The 17133-nt window shown below is 63.9% G+C and carries 16 protein-coding genes; 10 read left to right on the forward strand and 6 right to left on the reverse strand.

Features of this window, described 5'->3' with window-relative positions:
• Window positions 1–111: 111 nt before the first annotated feature.
• Complete coding sequence (locus tag AC1D0O_RS21700; RefSeq protein ID WP_477655568.1) at window positions 112–1161, reverse strand: putative 2-aminoethylphosphonate ABC transporter substrate-binding protein; 1050 nt, start codon at window positions 1159–1161, stop codon at window positions 112–114.
• Window positions 1162–1345: 184 nt separating this feature from the next.
• Between AC1D0O_RS21700 and AC1D0O_RS21705 the strand changes: the two genes are divergently transcribed.
• The 6 genes from AC1D0O_RS21705 to AC1D0O_RS21730 all read left to right on the forward strand — a co-directional run bounded on the left by AC1D0O_RS21705 (window position 1346) and on the right by AC1D0O_RS21730 (window position 8871).
• Complete coding sequence (locus AC1D0O_RS21705) at window positions 1346–2155, forward strand: phosphonate utilization associated transcriptional regulator (RefSeq protein ID WP_477655569.1); 810 nt, start codon at window positions 1346–1348, stop codon at window positions 2153–2155.
• Window positions 2142–3380, forward strand: coding sequence for a phosphonoacetate hydrolase (phnA, locus tag AC1D0O_RS21710; RefSeq protein WP_477655570.1), 1239 nt, complete (start codon window positions 2142–2144; stop codon window positions 3378–3380). Before AC1D0O_RS21705 ends, phnA begins: the two co-directional genes overlap by 14 nt.
• A 69-nt stretch (window positions 3381–3449) precedes the next feature.
• The gene (phnY, locus tag AC1D0O_RS21715; RefSeq protein WP_477655589.1) at window positions 3450–4871 is read left to right on the forward strand and encodes a phosphonoacetaldehyde dehydrogenase; all 1422 of its coding nucleotides are present in this window, start codon (window positions 3450–3452) and stop codon (window positions 4869–4871) included.
• Between the two features lie 16 nt (window positions 4872–4887).
• Window positions 4888–5457 (forward strand): phosphonate degradation HD-domain oxygenase, encoded by a 570-nt coding sequence (locus AC1D0O_RS21720; protein WP_477655571.1) that lies wholly within the window; start codon window positions 4888–4890, stop codon window positions 5455–5457.
• Window positions 5447–6304 (forward strand): EamA family transporter, encoded by an 858-nt coding sequence (locus tag AC1D0O_RS21725; protein WP_477655572.1) that lies wholly within the window; start codon window positions 5447–5449, stop codon window positions 6302–6304. Before AC1D0O_RS21720 ends, AC1D0O_RS21725 begins: the two co-directional genes overlap by 11 nt.
• A 35-nt stretch (window positions 6305–6339) precedes the next feature.
• Window positions 6340–8871, forward strand: a complete 2532-nt coding sequence (locus tag AC1D0O_RS21730; protein WP_477655573.1) for a GcvT family protein — start codon at window positions 6340–6342, stop codon at window positions 8869–8871.
• Between the two features lie 4 nt (window positions 8872–8875).
• Here AC1D0O_RS21730 and AC1D0O_RS21735 read toward each other — a convergent pair whose 3' ends face one another.
• The 3 genes from AC1D0O_RS21735 to AC1D0O_RS21745 all read right to left on the reverse strand — a co-directional run bounded on the left by AC1D0O_RS21735 (window position 8876) and on the right by AC1D0O_RS21745 (window position 11710).
• The gene (locus AC1D0O_RS21735; protein WP_477655590.1) at window positions 8876–10330 is read right to left on the reverse strand and encodes a sensor histidine kinase; all 1455 of its coding nucleotides are present in this window, start codon (window positions 10328–10330) and stop codon (window positions 8876–8878) included.
• A gap of 171 nt (window positions 10331–10501) precedes the next feature.
• Entirely contained in the window at window positions 10502–11176 is a 675-nt protein-coding gene (locus AC1D0O_RS21740; protein ID WP_477655574.1) for a response regulator, read from the reverse strand.
• 111 nt (window positions 11177–11287) lie between these two features.
• Complete coding sequence (locus AC1D0O_RS21745; protein WP_477655591.1) at window positions 11288–11710, reverse strand: MarR family winged helix-turn-helix transcriptional regulator; 423 nt, start codon at window positions 11708–11710, stop codon at window positions 11288–11290.
• Window positions 11711–11972: 262 nt separating this feature from the next.
• Between AC1D0O_RS21745 and recA the strand changes: the two genes are divergently transcribed.
• On the forward strand, window positions 11973–13115 hold the full coding sequence (gene recA / locus AC1D0O_RS21750; protein ID WP_436157222.1) for a recombinase RecA: 1143 nt from the start codon (window positions 11973–11975) through the stop codon (window positions 13113–13115).
• A 92-nt stretch (window positions 13116–13207) separates the two neighbouring features.
• Window positions 13208–13699 (forward strand): recombination regulator RecX, encoded by a 492-nt coding sequence (recX, locus tag AC1D0O_RS21755; protein WP_477655575.1) that lies wholly within the window; start codon window positions 13208–13210, stop codon window positions 13697–13699.
• A 110-nt stretch (window positions 13700–13809) separates the two neighbouring features.
• On the opposite strand, the gene argC is transcribed toward recX, so the two are convergent.
• On the reverse strand, window positions 13810–14721 hold the full coding sequence (gene argC / locus AC1D0O_RS21760; RefSeq protein ID WP_477655576.1) for an N-acetyl-gamma-glutamyl-phosphate reductase: 912 nt from the start codon (window positions 14719–14721) through the stop codon (window positions 13810–13812).
• A complete protein-coding gene (locus tag AC1D0O_RS21765; RefSeq protein WP_477655577.1) occupies window positions 14702–15013 on the reverse strand; it encodes a hypothetical protein in 312 nt (103 codons plus the stop codon). The genes argC and AC1D0O_RS21765 overlap by 20 nt, the downstream gene beginning before the upstream one ends.
• Between AC1D0O_RS21765 and sucC the strand changes: the two genes are divergently transcribed.
• A complete protein-coding gene (sucC, locus tag AC1D0O_RS21770; protein ID WP_436157219.1) occupies window positions 15012–16172 on the forward strand; it encodes an ADP-forming succinate--CoA ligase subunit beta in 1161 nt (386 codons plus the stop codon). The two genes, AC1D0O_RS21765 and sucC, sit on opposite strands and share 2 nt — an antisense overlap.
• An 18-nt stretch (window positions 16173–16190) precedes the next feature.
• The gene (sucD, locus tag AC1D0O_RS21775) at window positions 16191–17084 is read left to right on the forward strand and encodes a succinate--CoA ligase subunit alpha (RefSeq protein ID WP_477655578.1); all 894 of its coding nucleotides are present in this window, start codon (window positions 16191–16193) and stop codon (window positions 17082–17084) included.
• The last annotated feature ends 49 nt before the right edge of the window (window positions 17085–17133 follow it).

The raw sequence follows: 17133 nt of genomic DNA on the forward strand, positions 1-17133 counted from the left end.
CTGGACAGGCGGCGCGCTATCAAGCAAGCACCAGCGTGGAACCGGCTTTGCCGGGCCACAGCTGGTGTCCCCCTGAGGGGGAGACAGCGGCCAAAGGCCGCTGACAGGGGGCTACTTTTTTTCGGTTTTGGAGTTATAGCGCTTGGTCCACTCGTTCAGGATGCGCTCGCGGTTGTCGGCGGCCCAGCTGAAGTCCATCTTGACGAGGCGGGCTTCATAGTCTTTCGGCACATTGGCCAGCGGCGGTGCCAGGCCGGGCTGCGCGGTGATCGCGAAGTTCTTGCCGTAGAGCATCATGGCGTCCTTGCTCGACGCCCAGTCGGCCAGTTTCTTGGCGGCGTCCAGCTTCTTGGTGCCCTTGTGGATGGCAAACGCTTCCAGGTCCCAGCCCAGGCCTTCCTTGGGGAACACCAGGTCGATGGGCGCGCCTTTGGCTCTATTGGTGTTGCCGCGGTACTCGAACGAGATGCCGGCCAGGAACTCGCCGGCGGCCGCCATGTTGCAGGGCTTGGAGCCCGAGTGGGTGTACTGCGCGATGTTTTCATGCAGCGCGTCCATGTACTTCCAGCCGCCGCCTTTGCCGTCCTTGTCGCCGAACAGCGTGAGCCAGGCGGTCACGTCGAAGTAACCGGTGCCGCTCGAGGCAGGGTTGGGCATGACGATCTGGCCTTTGTAGATGGGCTTGGTGAGGTCCTGCCAGGTTTCCGGCGTGGGGATGTTCTTCTTCTTGGCTTCGACGGTGTTGAAGCACACGGTGGCGCCCCACACGTCCATGCCGAACCAGGCGGGAACCTTTTTCTTGTCACGGTACTGACTCATGATCCCATCAAGATTGATGGGCGCATAGGGCTCGAGCATGCCCTGCTTGTCGAGCAGCGCCAGGCTGGAGGCGGCCACGCCCATGATGGTGTCGGCTTGCGGGTTGGACTTTTCGGCGAGCAGCTTGGCGGTGATCACCCCGGTCGAGTCGCGAACCCATTTGATCTCGATGTCGGGGTAGACCTTGTTGAAGCCTTCCTGGTAGGCCTTGATCTGGTCGGTTTCCAGCGCGGTGTACACCAGCAACTGGGTTTTCTGGGCGAAGGCGCCGGTGGAGGCGGCGAGCAGACCGAGGAGGGCAATCGCCTTTGACAGGGATTTGAGTTGGGTAGCCAGCTGCATAAAAAGTCCTTTGTGGAAAGCCTGCAATGTTGTGACTCGTTCGTGTCGGGGGTGACACTGCGATGACCACCTGTGTACAGGCTGCCAACCCAGCTCATTTTTTATTTAACGCCGACCCTTCTATCTTGTCAATTGTTTATTGCAGATTGTTGACAATCTACATTTTTGTGCTTCAATTCAGGGCATGAACGCTGCTTTGCATCCCACCATCGCGCAACTCCAGAACAGCTCCCTCACCACAGTGGTGCAGCAGGAAATCGAGCGTGCCATCCTTGCCGGCGAATACGAGCCCGGCAGCAAATTGATCGAAGCCACGCTGGCTGAAAAAATGGGCGTCTCGCGCGGTCCGGTGCGCGAGGCCTTTCGCATGCTCGAAGAGGCCGGCCTGGTGCGCACCGAGAAAAACCGCGGCGTCTTCGTGCGCGACATTCCCATCGACGAGGCCGTCGAGATTTTCGACCTGCGCGCGGCCATGGATGAACTCGTCGGTCGCCGCCTCGCGGAAAACATCACCGCGGCGGAGGTCAAGGAGCTCAAGGCGCTTGTCGATGCCATGGAGAAAGCGGTCAAGGCCGAAGACCCCCATGCCTACCACCTGCTGAACCTCACCTTCCACGACCGCATGGTTGAGATGGCGGGTAACCGCAAACTGACCGAGATCTACCGCAAGCTCATCAAGGAGCTTTCGCTGTTCCGGCGCCTGAACCTCGCGGACGGCTGGCTCATGCCGATGTCGGCCAATGAACACCGGCTGATCGTCAAGGCCATCGCCTCGGGCGACGCGGATGCGGCCGGCCGCGCGATGTTCCAGCATGTGATCGAAAGCAAGGAACGCACGATAGAGAACGACCTGCGGCGCCAGGCGGGGCAGCAAGCCGATCCGGCGGCCGCCAAGCCGGTCTCCGTCAAGCTTGTCTCCAGCAGCTCCGGCGCGCGCAAGGAAAAAGACAACAAGGACAAAATCAAGGAGGGGACATCACGTGGCAAACGCTGAACCGGCAACCGAACTGAAAGTCAACGGCCGGGCTTACAAGCTGCCGGCCAAACCCACGGTGGTGGTCTGTGTGGACGGCTGCGAACCCGACTACCTCGCGCAGGCCGTGGCGACGGGCCAGATGCCCTGGCTCAAGCGCACGCTGGCGTTGGGCTCGGGCCTGACGGGCGACTGCGTCGTGCCCAGCTTCACCAACCCCAACAACCTCTCCATCGTGACCGGCGCGCCGCCCAGCGTGCACGGCATCTGCGGCAACTACCTGTTCGATACGGCGAGCGGCACCGAGGTCATGATGAACGACCCCAAGTGGCTGCGCGCGCCCACGCTGCTGGCCGCGCTGTCCGACGCCGGGAAATCACTGGCGGTGGTGACGGCCAAGGACAAGCTGCGCAAGCTGCTGGGCCACGAGATGAAGGGCATCTGCTTTTCGTCCGAGAAGGCGGACCAGGTCACGCTCGAGGAAAACGGCATCGAGGACGTGCTGGACCTGGTGGGGCAGCCGCTGCCCAGCGTCTACAGCGCCGATTTGTCGGAGTTCGTCTTCGCGGCCGGTGTCAAGATCATGCAGAAGTACAAGCCCGACGTGATGTACCTCTCGACCACCGACTACGTGCAGCACAAGCACGCCCCCGGCACCGACGGTGCGAACTCCTTCTACCGCATGATGGACGGCTACATGCAGCAGCTCGAGGACCTGGGCTGCGTGATCGTGCTCACGGCCGACCACGGCATGAACGCCAAGGTCGCCATGGACGGCACGCCCGACGTGATCTACCTGCAGGACTGGTTCGACAACTGGCTGGGCGCCACCATCGCGCGCGTGATCCTGCCGATCACCGATCCTTATGTGGTGCACCACGGCGCGCTGGGTTCCTTTGCCACGGTCTACCTGCCGGAAGGCACCAACATCGAGGTTGCGCGCAAACGGCTGGCGGCGCTCAAGGGCATGGAGCTGGTGCTTTCGCGCGAACAGGCCGCCGAGCGCTTCGAGCTGCCGCCCGACCGCATAGGCGACATCGTGGCGGTGTCCGAGCGGTTCACCGTGATCGGCACCTCGGCCTCGCGCCACGACCTTTCGGCACTTGAAGTGCCGCTGCGTTCGCATGGCGGCATGAGCGAACAGCGCGTGCCGCTCATCGTGAACCGCGCCCTGCCCGGGCTGGACCGCAACCGGCGATTCCGCAATTTTGACGCCTTTGACCTGGCGCTCAATTACGCCCAGTAAGCCCAAGCCCTATGTCATGAAAGCCGCAGAGTGATTGACCAATACATCCAGGACCACCAGCTCAACGCCATGCGCCTGTCAGGTCGCAAGGTCGGCTCGGGCCGAAGCGGCGACCGCGCCATCGAGGTGTTCAATCCCTATACGGCAAAGCTGCTGGGGACCGTGCCCAAGGCTACGCTGGAGGAGGTGCAGCAGACCTTTGCCAGGGCGCACGCCTACAAGCCCCAGCTCACCCGCTACGAACGCGCCGCCATCCTGAACCGCGCGGCGGCCATCATCCAGTCGCGCCTGTCCGAAGTGGCCAATCTGATCACCGCCGAAGCCGGCCTGTGCCTGAAAGATGCGATTTACGAAGCCGGCCGCGTCAGCGACGTGCTGCTGTTCGGTGCGACCGAGGTGCTCAAGGACGACGGCCAGATCTTCAGCTGCGACCTCACGCCCCACGGCAAGAAGCGCCGCGTCTACACGCACCGCTCGCCGCTGCTGGGCGTGATCACCGCCATCACGCCTTTCAACCATCCGATGAACCAGGTGGCGCACAAGGTGGTGCCCAGCATCGCGACCAATAACCGCATGGTGCTCAAACCGTCCGAGAAGGTGCCGTTCTCGGCCCTGCTGTTCGCCGACATCCTGTACGAGGCCGGCCTGCCGCCCGAGATGCTCAGCGTGGTGACGGGCGATCCGCGCGAGATCGCCGACGAGCTGATCACGAATCCGCTGGTCGACCTGGTGACTTTCACGGGCGGCGTGGCCATCGGCAAATACATCGCCTCCAAAGCCGGCTACCGCCGCGTGGTGCTGGAGCTGGGCGGCAACGACCCCATCATCGTGATGGAGGACGCCGACATAGCCGAAGCCTCGACGCTGGCCGTGCAGGGGTCCTACAAAAACTCGGGCCAGCGCTGCACCGCCATCAAGCGGCTTCTGGTGCATGAAGCGGTCGCGGGCGAGTTCGTGGAGCAGGTGCTGGCCAAGACCCTGGCCTGGAAGCACGGCGACCCCGCCGACAAGGCCAACGACATGGGCACGGTGATTGACGAGCAGGCCGCCATGCTGTTCGAGTCGCGCGTCAACGAAGCCGTGGCGCAGGGCGCGAAGCTGCTGGCCGGCAACCAGCGCCGCGGCGCGCTCTACTCGCCCACGCTGCTGGACCAAGTGTCGCCGCGCATGACGGTGGCGCGCGAGGAAACCTTCGGCCCGGTCTCGCCGGTGATACGCTTCAAGAACATCGACGAAGCCATCGAGATTTCCAACGGCACGGCCTACGGCCTGTCGAGCGCGGTCTGCACCAACCGCCTCGACTACATCAACCGCTTCGTCAGCGAGCTGCAAGTCGGCACGGTCAATGTGCGTGAAGTACCCGGCTACCGTCTCGAGCTCACGCCCTTTGGCGGCATCAAGGACTCGGGTCTGGGCTATAAAGAAGGCGTACAGGAAGCGATCAAGAGTTTTACCAACCTTAAAACTTATTCGCTCCCCTGGAATGCATGACCTGTGAGGAATTCACATGCTGAGTTTTGACGACATCGAACGCCTTTTTGAAGAGCGCGGCGGCGAACAATACAGTGGCGAACCGGTGACGCAACTGCAGCATGCGCTGCAAACCGCGGCGCTGGGCGAGGCCGAAGGCGCGAGCGATGCGCTGGTCACCGCCGCCCTGCTGCACGACCTCGGCCATCTTTTGCACGACCTGGGCGAGACGCCCTCGCTGCGCGGTGTGGACGACGTGCATCAGTACCGCGCGCTGCCATTTCTGCGCGGCCTGTTTCCCGACGCGGTGCTGGACGCCATCAAGCTGCACGTGGATGCCAAGCGCTACCTGTGCGCGGCGCGGCGTGGCTACCACTCCAGCTTGTCGGCCGACTCCAAGCGCAGCCTGCTGCTGCAGGGCGGAATTTTTTCGGCCGAGGAAGCCGCGCATTTCATCGCCCAGCCAGGTGCCGCGGATGCGGTGAAGCTGCGCCTCTGGGACGACCTCGCGAAAGACGCGGACAAGGCCACACCGCCGCTGGCGCACTACCTGGCGAGGGCGCGGCGCTGCGCCCTCCCCGCCGCAGAGCCCTCGCTTGCCGACTGAAACCCTGGCCCTGACCTGGCCGGTGCTGTGCGCCGTGCTGTTCGGTGCACTGCTGCACGCGGGCTGGAACGCGCTGGTCAAGTCCAGCGCCGACAAGTCCATGGACATGGCGGTCATTCACCTGATCGGATCGGTGCTGGCCCTGCCGCTGGTGCTGGTGGTGGGCCTGCCGCCCATGGAGGCTTGGCCTTTTATCGGCGCCTCGGTGCTGATCCACATCGGCTACTACATCGCGACCACGCAGGCCTACAAGCATGGCGACCTGGGCCTGACCTACCCGCTGATGCGCGGCGTGGCGCCGCTGCTGGTGGCCTTGTCGGCCACTTTCACGCTGGGCGAAACTTTGACGCCACTGGCCTGGGCCGGGATCATCGGCATCTGCAGCGGCGTGCTGGTCCTGGGCCTGAGCCGCCACGCGCTGCATGCGCGCAAGGCGGTCGGCTTCGCGCTGGCTAACGCCGTCATCATTGCGATCTACACCGTGGTCGATGGGCTGGGGGTACGCACTTCCGGCAACGCACTGCAATACGTCGCCACCTTGTTCCTGCTCGACGGCTGGCCTTTCGGCCTGCTGATGATGGCGCGGCGCGGGCGCGCCATGGCCGACTATGCGCGCCACCGCTGGCCGGTGGCCACAGGCGGCGCGCTGGCCTCGCTGGGTTCGTACGGCATCGCACTGTGGGCCATGACGCGCGCACCCGTGGCCACAGTGGCGGCACTGCGCGAAACCTCGGTGCTGTTCGCCGTGCTGCTCGGCTGCTGGCTGCTCAAGGAGACGTTCACGCTGCGCCGCTTTGCGGGTACCTGCGTCATCGTGGGCGGCGTGATGGCGATACGCTTGGCTTAGTGCTGCATTTGTTCTTTTGAAGTGAGGTCCGCACCATGAGCACCGTGACACTCCCCAGCCATGCAGAGATCATCATCGTGGGCGGCGGCATCGCCGGCTGCTCGGTGGCTTACCACCTGGCAAAAATGGGCAAAACCGACGTGCTGTTGCTCGAGCAAGGCAAGCTCACCAGCGGCACCACCTGGCATGCCGCAGGCCTGGTCGGCCAGATGCGGCCCAACCGCAACATGACGCAGATGAGCAAGTACGGGATTGAGCTCTATGCTTCGCTGGAGGCCGAGACGGGTCTTGCCACCGGCTGGAAGCAATGCGGCAGCGTTAACGTGGCGCGCACACCGGAGCGCATGAAAGTGCTCAGGAAGCAGGTCGCCATGGCCAACAGCTTCGGCGTCGAATGCCATGAGATCTCGCCGCAGGAAGCCGGCGACAAATACCCCATCATGCGCACCGACGACTTGCAGGGCGCGATCTGGTTGCCGGGTGACGGCAAAGCCAACCCGGCGGACCTGTGCATGTCGCTGGCCAAGGGCGCGCGCAATCGCGGCGTGAAGATGGCTGAAGGCATCGAGGTCACGGGTGTCATCACCGAAAACGGCAAGGCGGTGGGTGTGCGCACCGCGCAGGGCGAGGTGTGCTGCGAAGTCATCGTCAACTGCGCCGGCCAGTGGGCGCGGCAGTTCGGCAAGCTCGCGGGCGTGAACGTGCCGCTGTATTCGGCCGAGCATTTCTACATCGTCACAGGCAAGATTCCAGGCGTGCATCCCATGCTGCCGGTGATGCGCGACCCGGACGGCTTTATCTACTACAAGGAAGAGGTCGGCGGACTGGTGATGGGCGGATTCGAGCCGCAAGCCAAGCCCTGGAAGATGGACCCGATTCCGTCCACCTTCCAGTTCGAGCTGCTGGATGAGGACTGGGACCAGTTCGAACCGCTGATGACGGCGGCGCTGCATCGCACGCCCTGCCTGGAAACGGCCGAAGTCAAGATGCTGCTCAACGGGCCGGAGAGCTTCACGCCGGACGGAAATTTCATCCTGGGCGAGGCGCCCGAACTGCGCAATTTTTTTGTCTGCGCCGGCTTCAACTCGGCTGGCATCGCCAACAGCGGCGGCGCGGGTCGGCTCATGGCCGAATGGATTGTGGGCGGCGAGCCCAGCACCGATTTAGGGGATGTGGACATACGCCGCTTCGGCGCCTTCACCGGCAACCGCAAGGCGCTGGCCGAGCGCACCGGCGAAACCCTGGGCCTGCACTACGCCATGCGCTGGCCCAGGCAGGAGCTGGAAACGGCACGGCCGCTGCGGACTTCGCCGCTGTATGACATTCTGGCCGCCAAAGGGGCGGAGTTCGGCAGCAAGAATGGGTGGGAGCGGGCAAGTTATTTCCGGCCCTGCATGGATGCAGTCACTCCCTCCCCCTCTGGGGGAGGGCAGGGGTGGGGGCCGGCGGCGCTCGCTGCGGCCCCCATCCCAACCTTCCCCCAGCGGGGGAAGGAGCAATACCTGCCTCGCCCGGAATACACGCTGGATAAACCCGGTTGGCTGCCCTGGATGCTCGAAGAGCAGAAGGCCACACGTGAAGCCGTGGCCCTCTACGACCAGACTTCCTTCTCGAAATACCTGCTGCAAGGCCGCGACGCGCTGGCCGTGCTGCAGCGCCTGTGCGCCAACGAGATGGACGTGCCCGTCGGCAAGATGGTCTACACCGCCATGCTCAACGAGCGCGGCGGTTTTGAAAGCGACCTCACGGTGATGCGACAAGTCACGGATCGCTTCATGGTCATCACCGGCTCGGCGCAGACCGTGCGCGACTTCGACTGGATCACGCGGCATATCGGCGAGGCGGAGCATGCGGTGCTGACCGACGTATCGGCGATGTACTCGGTGCTCTCGGTCATGGGCCCGAAAGCGCGCGAACTGTTGGCCCTAGTGAGCCCCGACGACCTGTCGCCCGAGGCCCTGAAGTTCTCGTGGACGAAAGAGATCGACGTCGGCTTTGCGCGCGTGCGCGCGGCCCGCATGAGTTATGTGGGCGGGCCGGGCTTTGAGCTTTACGTGCCGATCGAGATGGCGCGCCACGTCTACCTCGCGCTGATGGAGGCCGGCCAGGCGCTGGGTATCCGCGATGCGGGCTATTACGCGCTGGATGCGCTGCGCATAGAGCAGGGCCGGCGCGCCTGGGGGGCGGAATTAGGCCCGGACGAAACGCCGTGGGAAGCCGGGCTGGCTTTCAGCGTCAAGCTCGACAAACCCGCCGATTTCATCGGCAAGGCCGCGCTGCTGCGCACCCAAGGCCTGCCGCTGCGCAAAAAACTGGTCACGTTGGTGTTTGACACGGCCGACGCTTTTGCCTGGGGCGGTGAGGCCATCGTGCTGGGCGGCCAATCGGTGGGTGAGATCTCGTCGATCGGCTGGAGCCCGCTGGCCGGCGCCTGTGTGGCGCTGGGCTATGTGCGCGGCGATAGCGCGAACCAGGCGCATGCCGGAACACCGGCGCAGATCGAACTGTGGGGCGAGCGCGTCGCCGTCAAGCTTTACGACCGTTGGCCCTTACCTGCCAAAGCCTGAGGGACTAAGCGCCCTCAGGTAAATCCATGCCGACGAAGCGCACCGTGACGCGCGTGCCCGGCGTTTGCGGGTGCCCCGGCAAGGCGGCATCCTCGATCGAAATCGTCGCGCCATGCTGCTTGGCGATTTCCAGGACGATGGCCAGGCCCAGGCCGGAGCCGTCGACATTGGTGCCCAGCGCGCGGTAAAAAGGCTGGAATACCAGTTCGCGCTCCGACTCCAGGATGCCCGGCCCAGAGTCTTCCACCAGCAGCACCAGCACGCCGCTGAAGCGGTCGGTCATCAGCCGCAGCGTGACCTGGCCTTTTTCGGGCGTGTAGTTGATGGCGTTGTCCAGCAGGTTGCGCACCAGTTCCTTGAGCAGGGTGGCGTTGCCTTCGAGCTGTGTCGCCTGCTCGCCGGCGTCGGGGCCGTCGTAGCCGAGGTCGATCTGTTTTTCGAGCGCGCGCGGCACCGAGTCGGCCATCACTTCCGAGACGATGTGCACCAGGTCGATGTGCTGTTTGGCCAAGCTGCGGCCGGTGGTTTCGGCGCGCGCCAGGGCCAGCAGCTGGTTGACGGTGTGCGTGGCGCGAATGCTCGCGCGGCCTATGTGCTTGAGCGATTTCTTGAGCTCGTCGGCGTCGGTCTCGCGCTGTGCCAGGTCGGCCTGCATGCGCAGGCCCGCCAGCGGCGTCTTGAGCTGGTGGGCGGCATCGGCCAGGAAGCGCTTTTGTGTGGTCAGCGAAACCTTGAGCCGGCTCAGCAGGTCGTTGATGGAGGACACCAGCGGTGCGACCTCCTCGGGCACCGCGGTTTCGTCGAGCGGGCTCATGTCGTCGGACTTGCGCGCGCGTATGCGCTTTTCGAGCTGGGCCAGCGGCTTGATGCCGCGCACCAGCGCCAGCCACACCAGCAGCACGGCCAGCGGCAGCGTGACGAACTGCGGCACCATGGTGCCCTTGACGATTTCGGTGGCCAGGGTCTTGCGCTTTTCCAGCGTCTCGGCCACCTGCACCAGCACCGGCAGCGAGCTGGCCGGCGCGCCCTTCACGTCGACTTTGAGCCAGGTGTAGGCCACGCGCACGTCTTCGCCCTGGATCACGTCCTCGCGCAGCCGCACCTCGCCGTTGGTGGGCTTGTCTTCGTCGGGCGGCGCGGGCAGGTCGTGCTCGCCGCTCAGGTGCTCGCCCTGCGTGCCCACCACCTGGTAGTAGACGAGGTCGGTGTCGTCGGCGCGCAGGATTTCGCGCGCGGGCGCCGTCAGCGTGAACTGCACCTGGTTGTTCTTGACCACGACCAGCTTGGCCAGCGCCTGCACGTTGTATTCGAGCGCGCGGTCAAAGGGCTTGCCTGCGATGTTCTGCGCCACCAGCCAGGTCAGCGCCAGGCTGATGGGCCACAGCAGCAACAGCGGCGTGAGCATCCAGTCGAGGATCTCGCCGAAGAGGCTTCGCCGTTCGCGCTGGAAGAGTCTCAACGCCACTGGCTGGGGTGCTCCAAATCAAGGGCCTGTTGTTTTGGCTCCTTCCCCCTTTGGGGKAAGGCAGGGATGGGGGCTGACGATGGTGGATAGCCCTCGCGGCTCAGGTTTGGGAGGCCGCTGGCCCCCATCCCAACCTTCCCCCAGCGGGGGAAGGAGCAAGAGGGGTCAACCCGGGATTTTCTCAAGGCAGTAGCCCAGGCCGCGCACCGTCGCGATTCGCACCGGCCCTTTTTCAATCTTCTTGCGCAAGCGGTGGATGTAGACCTCGATCGCGTTGTTGCTGRCTTCCTCGCCCCACTCGCAGAGGCGCTCCACCAGCTGGTCCTTGCTGACCAGCCGTCCGGCACGCTGCAGCAGCACTTCGAGCAGTCCGAGTTCGCGCGCCGACAGCTCCAGCATCTGGCCGTCTATGGTGGCGACGCGGCCGGCCTGGTCGTAGACCAGCGGGCCGTGCTTGATGGTGCTGCTGGCGCCTCCCATGCCGCGGCGTATCAGCGCTCGCACGCGGGCTTCGAGTTCCTGCAGCGAAAAGGGCTTGGCCATGTAGTCGTCGGCGCCGTAGTCCAGGCCCTTGACGCGCTCTTCCACGCTGTCGGCGGCGGTCAGGATCAGCACCGGCATGGCCGAGCCGCGGGCGCGCAGACGCTTGAGCACTTCCAGGCCGTGCATGCGCGGCAAGCCCAGGTCGAGGATCAGCAGGTCGAATTCGGTATTGGTCAGCAGCGCGGCATCGGCTTCGGTGCCGCTGGCCACGTGGTCGGCCGCCGCACCGGAGGCGCGCAAGGTGCGCAGCAGGCCATCGGCCAGCACCTGGTCGTCTTCGGCAATCAGAATACGCATGGTTGTCTCCAGATATCAGGCCCCCTTGCGGTCTGCAGGGCGGTTTTGGTGTGTTCTTGGACAAATTCTAGGCTTTTGTCACCCCGGGTTTACTGACGGGCCGATGCCAGGTCAAGCGCCGGCATAAGCCTCCAGCCCCAGCGCCACCACAGTCGCCACATCATGCCCCACGGCCTGGCGGAATTCGTCCTCGGCCCGGCGCACCGCCTGGTGGAAAGCCTCGAGCCAGAGCAGGCCCGATTCGGTGAACACCACGCGGCGCGCGCGTTTGTCGTGCGGGTCGGGCTGGCGCGTCACCAGGCCCCAGGCCTCGCACTGGTCGACCAGGTCGCCCATGGCCTGTTTGCTCATGCCGGCGCTTTGCGCCAGGTCGGTCAGGCGCGAGCCGCCCACCGCGAGGTGGCGCGTGATGTGGATGTGCGCGGCGCCAACCTGGTCGCGCGCGGCCAGGTTGGACAGCGCCAGCGGCACTTCCACGCTGCCGGCCATCAGCGAGAGCACGCGCTCGTCGAAACGGCGCAGCGCATGGCCCATGAGCCGCCCCAGGTGGGTCTGCCGCCAGCCGGCTTCGGTCGCACCGAAGGGGCTGGACAGGGGAGGTGGGAGTGTTGTGGAGGTCGTTTCCGCCATGAAAATCATGGTAACCCAATTGATCAGGCAAACTGACTAAAAATAGGGTTTACTTATTTTTATCACGCCCATAAAGTACTGGTCATGCATCCAGCGCTGTGATTAAAAGCAGAGGCTGGAATCCAGGCAACAAGTTTTACATCATTGATTTTCAAGGAGTTTTTTCATGGAATTGACCAGCAAACTGAACCCAGCCCAAAACCCCGTGCAAACCGCCGCGCTGAACACCGAAAAGGCCAAGGCCCTGCAGGCCGCGCTGGCCCAGATCGAAAAGCAGTTCGGCAAAGGCACCATCATGAAGCTGGGTGACGGCGAAGTGATCGAAGACATCCAGGTCGTTTCCACCGGCTCCCTGGGCCTGGACATCGCCCTGGGCGTGGGCGGCCTGCCGCGCGGCCGCGTCGTCGAAATCTACGGCCCGGAATCCTCGGGCAAGACCACGCTGACCCTGCAGGTCATCGCCGAAATGCAAAAGCTGGGCGGCACCTGCGCCTTTGTGGACGCCGAGCACGCGCTGGACATCCAGTACGCGCAAAAACTGGGCGTCAACCTGCAGGAACTGCTGATTTCCCAGCCCGACACCGGTGAACAGGCGCTTGAAATTGTGGATTCGCTGACCCGCTCCGGCGCGGTGGACCTGATCGTGGTCGACTCGGTGGCGGCGCTCACGCCCAAGGCCGAACTTGAAGGCGAAATGGGCGACTCGCTGCCCGGCCTGCAAGCTCGCCTGATGAGCCAGGCGCTGCGCAAGCTCACCGCCACCATCAAGAAGGCCAACTGCATGGTCATCTTCATCAACCAGATCCGCATGAAGATCGGCGTGATGTTCGGCTCGCCCGAAACCACCACCGGCGGCAATGCGCTGAAGTTTTACGCCTCGGTGCGCCTGGACATCCGCCGCATCGGCTCCATCAAGAAGGGCGAAGAGGTGATCGGCAACGAAACCCGGGTCAAGGTGGTCAAGAACAAGGTGGCCTCGCCGTTCAAGACGGCGGAGTTCGACATCCTCTACGGCGAGGGCATCAGTCGCCTGGGCGAGGTGCTGGACCTCGGCGTGGCCGGCCACATCGTCGAGAAAGCCGGCGCCTGGTATGCCTTCAACGGTGAAAAAATCGGCCAGGGCCGTGACAACTCGCGTGAATTCCTCAAGGAAAACCCCGAACTCGCAATCGAGATCGAAAACAAGGTGCGCGAATCGCTGGGCATCCCGCTGGTGCAGGTTGCCGGCGGCGTGGACGCTCCGGCCGAAAAGCCGGCCAAGGCTGAAAAAGCCGAGAAAGCTGAAAAGCCCGCCAAGGCGGCTGCCTGATTTTTTATGCCAAATAAGGCTCTAGTCCAGTTGGAGCAGGCGCTAATAGCTATCAAAAAGCTAGCGCGCGTGTTGGGCTCGGCCTGTTAGCCATGGAAAATCCGGTAGATCACAAGCCGGCCAAACCCGCCCGTCGTGCGGGTTTTGGCCTTTCTTTGAAGGGCCGCGCGCTGCGTTACCTGGCCGCGCGTGAGCATTCGCGCACCGAGCTGGAGCGCAAGCTGGCGCCGCATGAGGAAACCCCCGGCCAGCTGGCCAAGGTGCTCGACGATCTCGAAGCCAAGGACTTCATCAGTGAGGCGCGGGTGGTTGAGTCAGTGATCAACCGGCGTGCCGGGCGGTTTGGCGCGGCGCGCATCAAGCATGAGCTGTTGACCAAAGGCCTCAGCGCTGAGCGGGTGGCCGGCGCGGTAGCCAGCCTCAAAGGCAGCGAACTGGAACGCGCGCGGGACATCTGGCGCAAGAAGTTTGAAGGTCCCGCGCCCGACGCTGCGGCGCGGGCAAAGCAGATGCGGTTTCTGGCAGCGCGGGGCTTTGGCGGCGACGTGATCCGCCGCGTGGTGTCGCAAGCCGATGAAGATTGAAGCCGGCTTACCCCTTCAAGCAGGGGCCGCGGAACCGGCTTTGCCGGGCCGCAGGCGTAGCGCCCCCTCGGGGGGCAGAGAGCTACACGCAGTGAGCGAACGTGGGGGCTCTATATATTCAACATTAACTTCAGGTTTTGCACGGCGGCACCTGAGGCACCTTTGCCCAGGTTGTCCAGCCGCGCCACCAGCACCGCCTGGCGGTGCTCTTCGTTGGCGAACACACGCAGTTCCATCTTGTTGGTGTCGTTGAGCGCCAGCGCGTCCAGCTTGCCCGACTCGGGCGCGGCCTGCACCGTGACCCATTCGCTGCCGGCGTAATGTTTGGCCAGCATGTCCTGCAGTTGCGCGCCTGTCGGCTTGCCGGGCAGCAGGTCCAGGTGCAGCGGCAACTGCACCAGCATGCCTTGCTTGAAGTTGCCGACCGAGGGGATGAACACCGGGCGGCGTGACAGGCCGGTGTACTTCATGATTTCGGGCAGGTGCTTGTGCTTCAGGCCCAGGCCGTAGAGTTCAAACAGGGGCGCGGTGCCGGCCTCGTAATCCTCGATCATTTGCCGCCCGCCGCCGGAGTAACCACTCACGGCCGGAAGGCTCAAAGGGAAATCGGCCGGGATCGCACCGGCGTCGACCAGCGGACGGATCAGCGCGATCGCGCCGGTGGCGTAGCAGCCGGGATTGCCGACACGGTCGGCGGCCGCCACGGCGGCACGTTGTGTCTGCGTCAGTTCGGGAAAGCCGTAGACCCAGCCAGGCACGGTGCGGTGAGCGGTGGAGGCGTCGATGACTTTGGGCTTCTTGCCGGTGAGGCTGTCAATCATGGCCACCGACTCGCGGGCCGCGTCATCGTGCAGGCAGAGAATCACCATATCCACCTGCGCCATCAGCGCGCGCTTGGCCGAGGCATCCTTGCGCAACTCGGGCGCGATGCTGACCAGCTCGATTTGCGGCATGGCTTGCAGCCGCTCACGGATTTGCAGGCCCGTGGTGCCGGCTTCTCCGTCAATAAAAACTTTGGGCATGAGGACTTCCAGGTGCTGACAACAGAAATGGAATACGCAAATAAGGCAAACAAAGCAAATACAAGGTCGCGGGGCCGCTAAAAACACCTGAAAAAGCCCATTTCGGCGCCATTTCGGGGTGTAAGCCCGGCACAAGAATTGTGCGTCGCACCATGATACAGTTCTGCGTTGCTGCCTGCAGTGACCGCCGACGTGGTTTTTTGGGCCGGTGTGGCCTGTTTCCGACACCCCACAGCCCTGCCCCAAATCCCAGTTGCACCCCCTCTTTTACTGAATTCTGAAGGTTTTTCATGAAAATTCACGAGTACCAGGGCAAGGAAATCTTGCGCAATTTTGGTGTGCCTGTGCCGCGCGGCATTCCGGCCTTCACGGTGCAGGAAGCGGTGGAAGCCGCCCAGAAGCTGGGCGGCCCGGTATGGGTGGTCAAGGCGCAGATCCATGCGGGCGGACGCGGTAAGGGTGGCGGCGTGAAGGTCGCCAAGACCATCGAGGACGTCAAGCGCATTGCCGGCGAAATCCTGGGCATGCAACTGAAGACGCACCAGACCGGCCCAGAAGGCCAGAAAGTCCGCCGCCTCTATATTGAAGACGGCGCCGACATCCAGAAGGAATACTACGTTTCGGCCGTGACCGACCGTGAATCGCAGAAGGTTGCCTTCATCGCTTCCAGCGAAGGCGGCATGGACATCGAAGAGGTGGCCCACTCCAACCCCGAAAAAATCATCAAGGTGTTTGTCGATCCGCTGGTCGGCATGACGGACGCCCAGGCGAAAGAAGTCGCCGCCGGCATCGGCATGCCCGCCGACTCCGTCGCACAGACCGTTGACATCCTGCAAAAGCTCTACAAGTGCTACATGGACACCGACGCGTCGCTGGTTGAAATCAACCCCCTGAACCGCAACAGCAAGGGCGAAGTCATGGCCCTTGACGCGAAGTTCAACTTCGACGCCAACGCGCTGTTCCGCCACCCCGAAATCGTCGCCTACCGCGACCTGGACGAGGAAGACCCGGCCGAAGTCGAAGCCAGCAAGTTCGACTTGGCCTACATCAGCCTGGACGGCAACATCGGCTGCCTAGTCAACGGCGCCGGCCTGGCCATGGCGACCATGGACACCATCAAGCTGTTCGGCGGCGAGCCGGCCAACTTCCTGGACGTGGGCGGCGGCGCGACGGCTGAAAAAGTCACCGAAGCCTTCAAGATCATGCTGAAGAACCCCGATGTCAAAGGCATCCTGGTCAACATCTTCGGCGGCATCATGAAGTGCGACACCATCGCCGACGGCGTGATCACCGCCTGCAAGGCCGTGAACCTCTCCGTTCCGCTGGTCGTGCGCATGAAGGGCACCAACGAAGACCTGGGCAAGAAAATGCTGGCGGACTCCGGTCTGCCCATCATCGCCGCAGACACCATGGCCGAAGCCGCGACCAAAATCGTGGCCGCCGTCAAGTAAGCCCAGGAGAACACAAGCATGTCGATCTACATCAACAAACACACCAAAGTCATCACCCAGGGCATCACCGGCAAGACCGGCCAGTTCCACACCCGCATGTGCCGCGACTACGCGAACGGCAAAGAGGCCTTTGTGGCCGGTGTGAACCCCAAGAAAGCCGGCGAAGACTTCGAAGGCATCCCGATTTTCGCGAACGTGACCGAAGCCGCCAAGGCCACCGGCGCCACCGTGTCGGTCATCTATGTGCCGCCCGCGGGCGCTGCCGCCGCCATCTGGGAAGCTGTGGAAGCCAATCTCGACCTGGCCATCTGCATCACCGAAGGCATCCCGGTCAAGGACATGCTGGAAGTGCGCAACCGCATGAAGGCCAAGGAAGCCGCCGGCGGCAAGAAGACCCTGCTGCTGGGCCCCAACTGCCCCGGCCTGATCACTCCCGACGAAATCAAGATCGGCATCATGCCGGGCCATATCCACCGCAAGGGCCGCATCGGCGTGGTCAGCCGCTCCGGCACGCTGACCTATGAAGCCGTGGCGCAGCTCACCGAAATCGGCCTGGGCCAGTCCAGCGCCGTGGGCATCGGCGGCGACCCGATCAACGGCCTCAAGCACATCGACGTGATGAAGGCTTTCAATGACGACCCGGAAACCGACGCCGTCATCATGATCGGCGAAATCGGCGGCCCCGACGAGGCCGAAGCCGCCCAGTGGTGCAAAGCCAATATGAAAAAACCGATCGTCGGCTTCATCGCCGGCGTGACGGCTCCGGCCGGCAAGCGCATGGGCCATGCCGGTGCGCTGATTTCCGGCGGCGCCGACACGGCCGACGCCAAGCTGGCCATCATGGAAGCCTGCGGCTTCACCGTGACGCGCAACCCCTCGGAAATGGCCAAGCTGCTCAAGGCGCTGCTGTAAGGCGGCCAGAGGTGGCGGCGGTCGTAAGCATTAATACGAACGCTGCCCG

This window comes from Polaromonas sp. P1_F2, assembly GCF_056405735.1.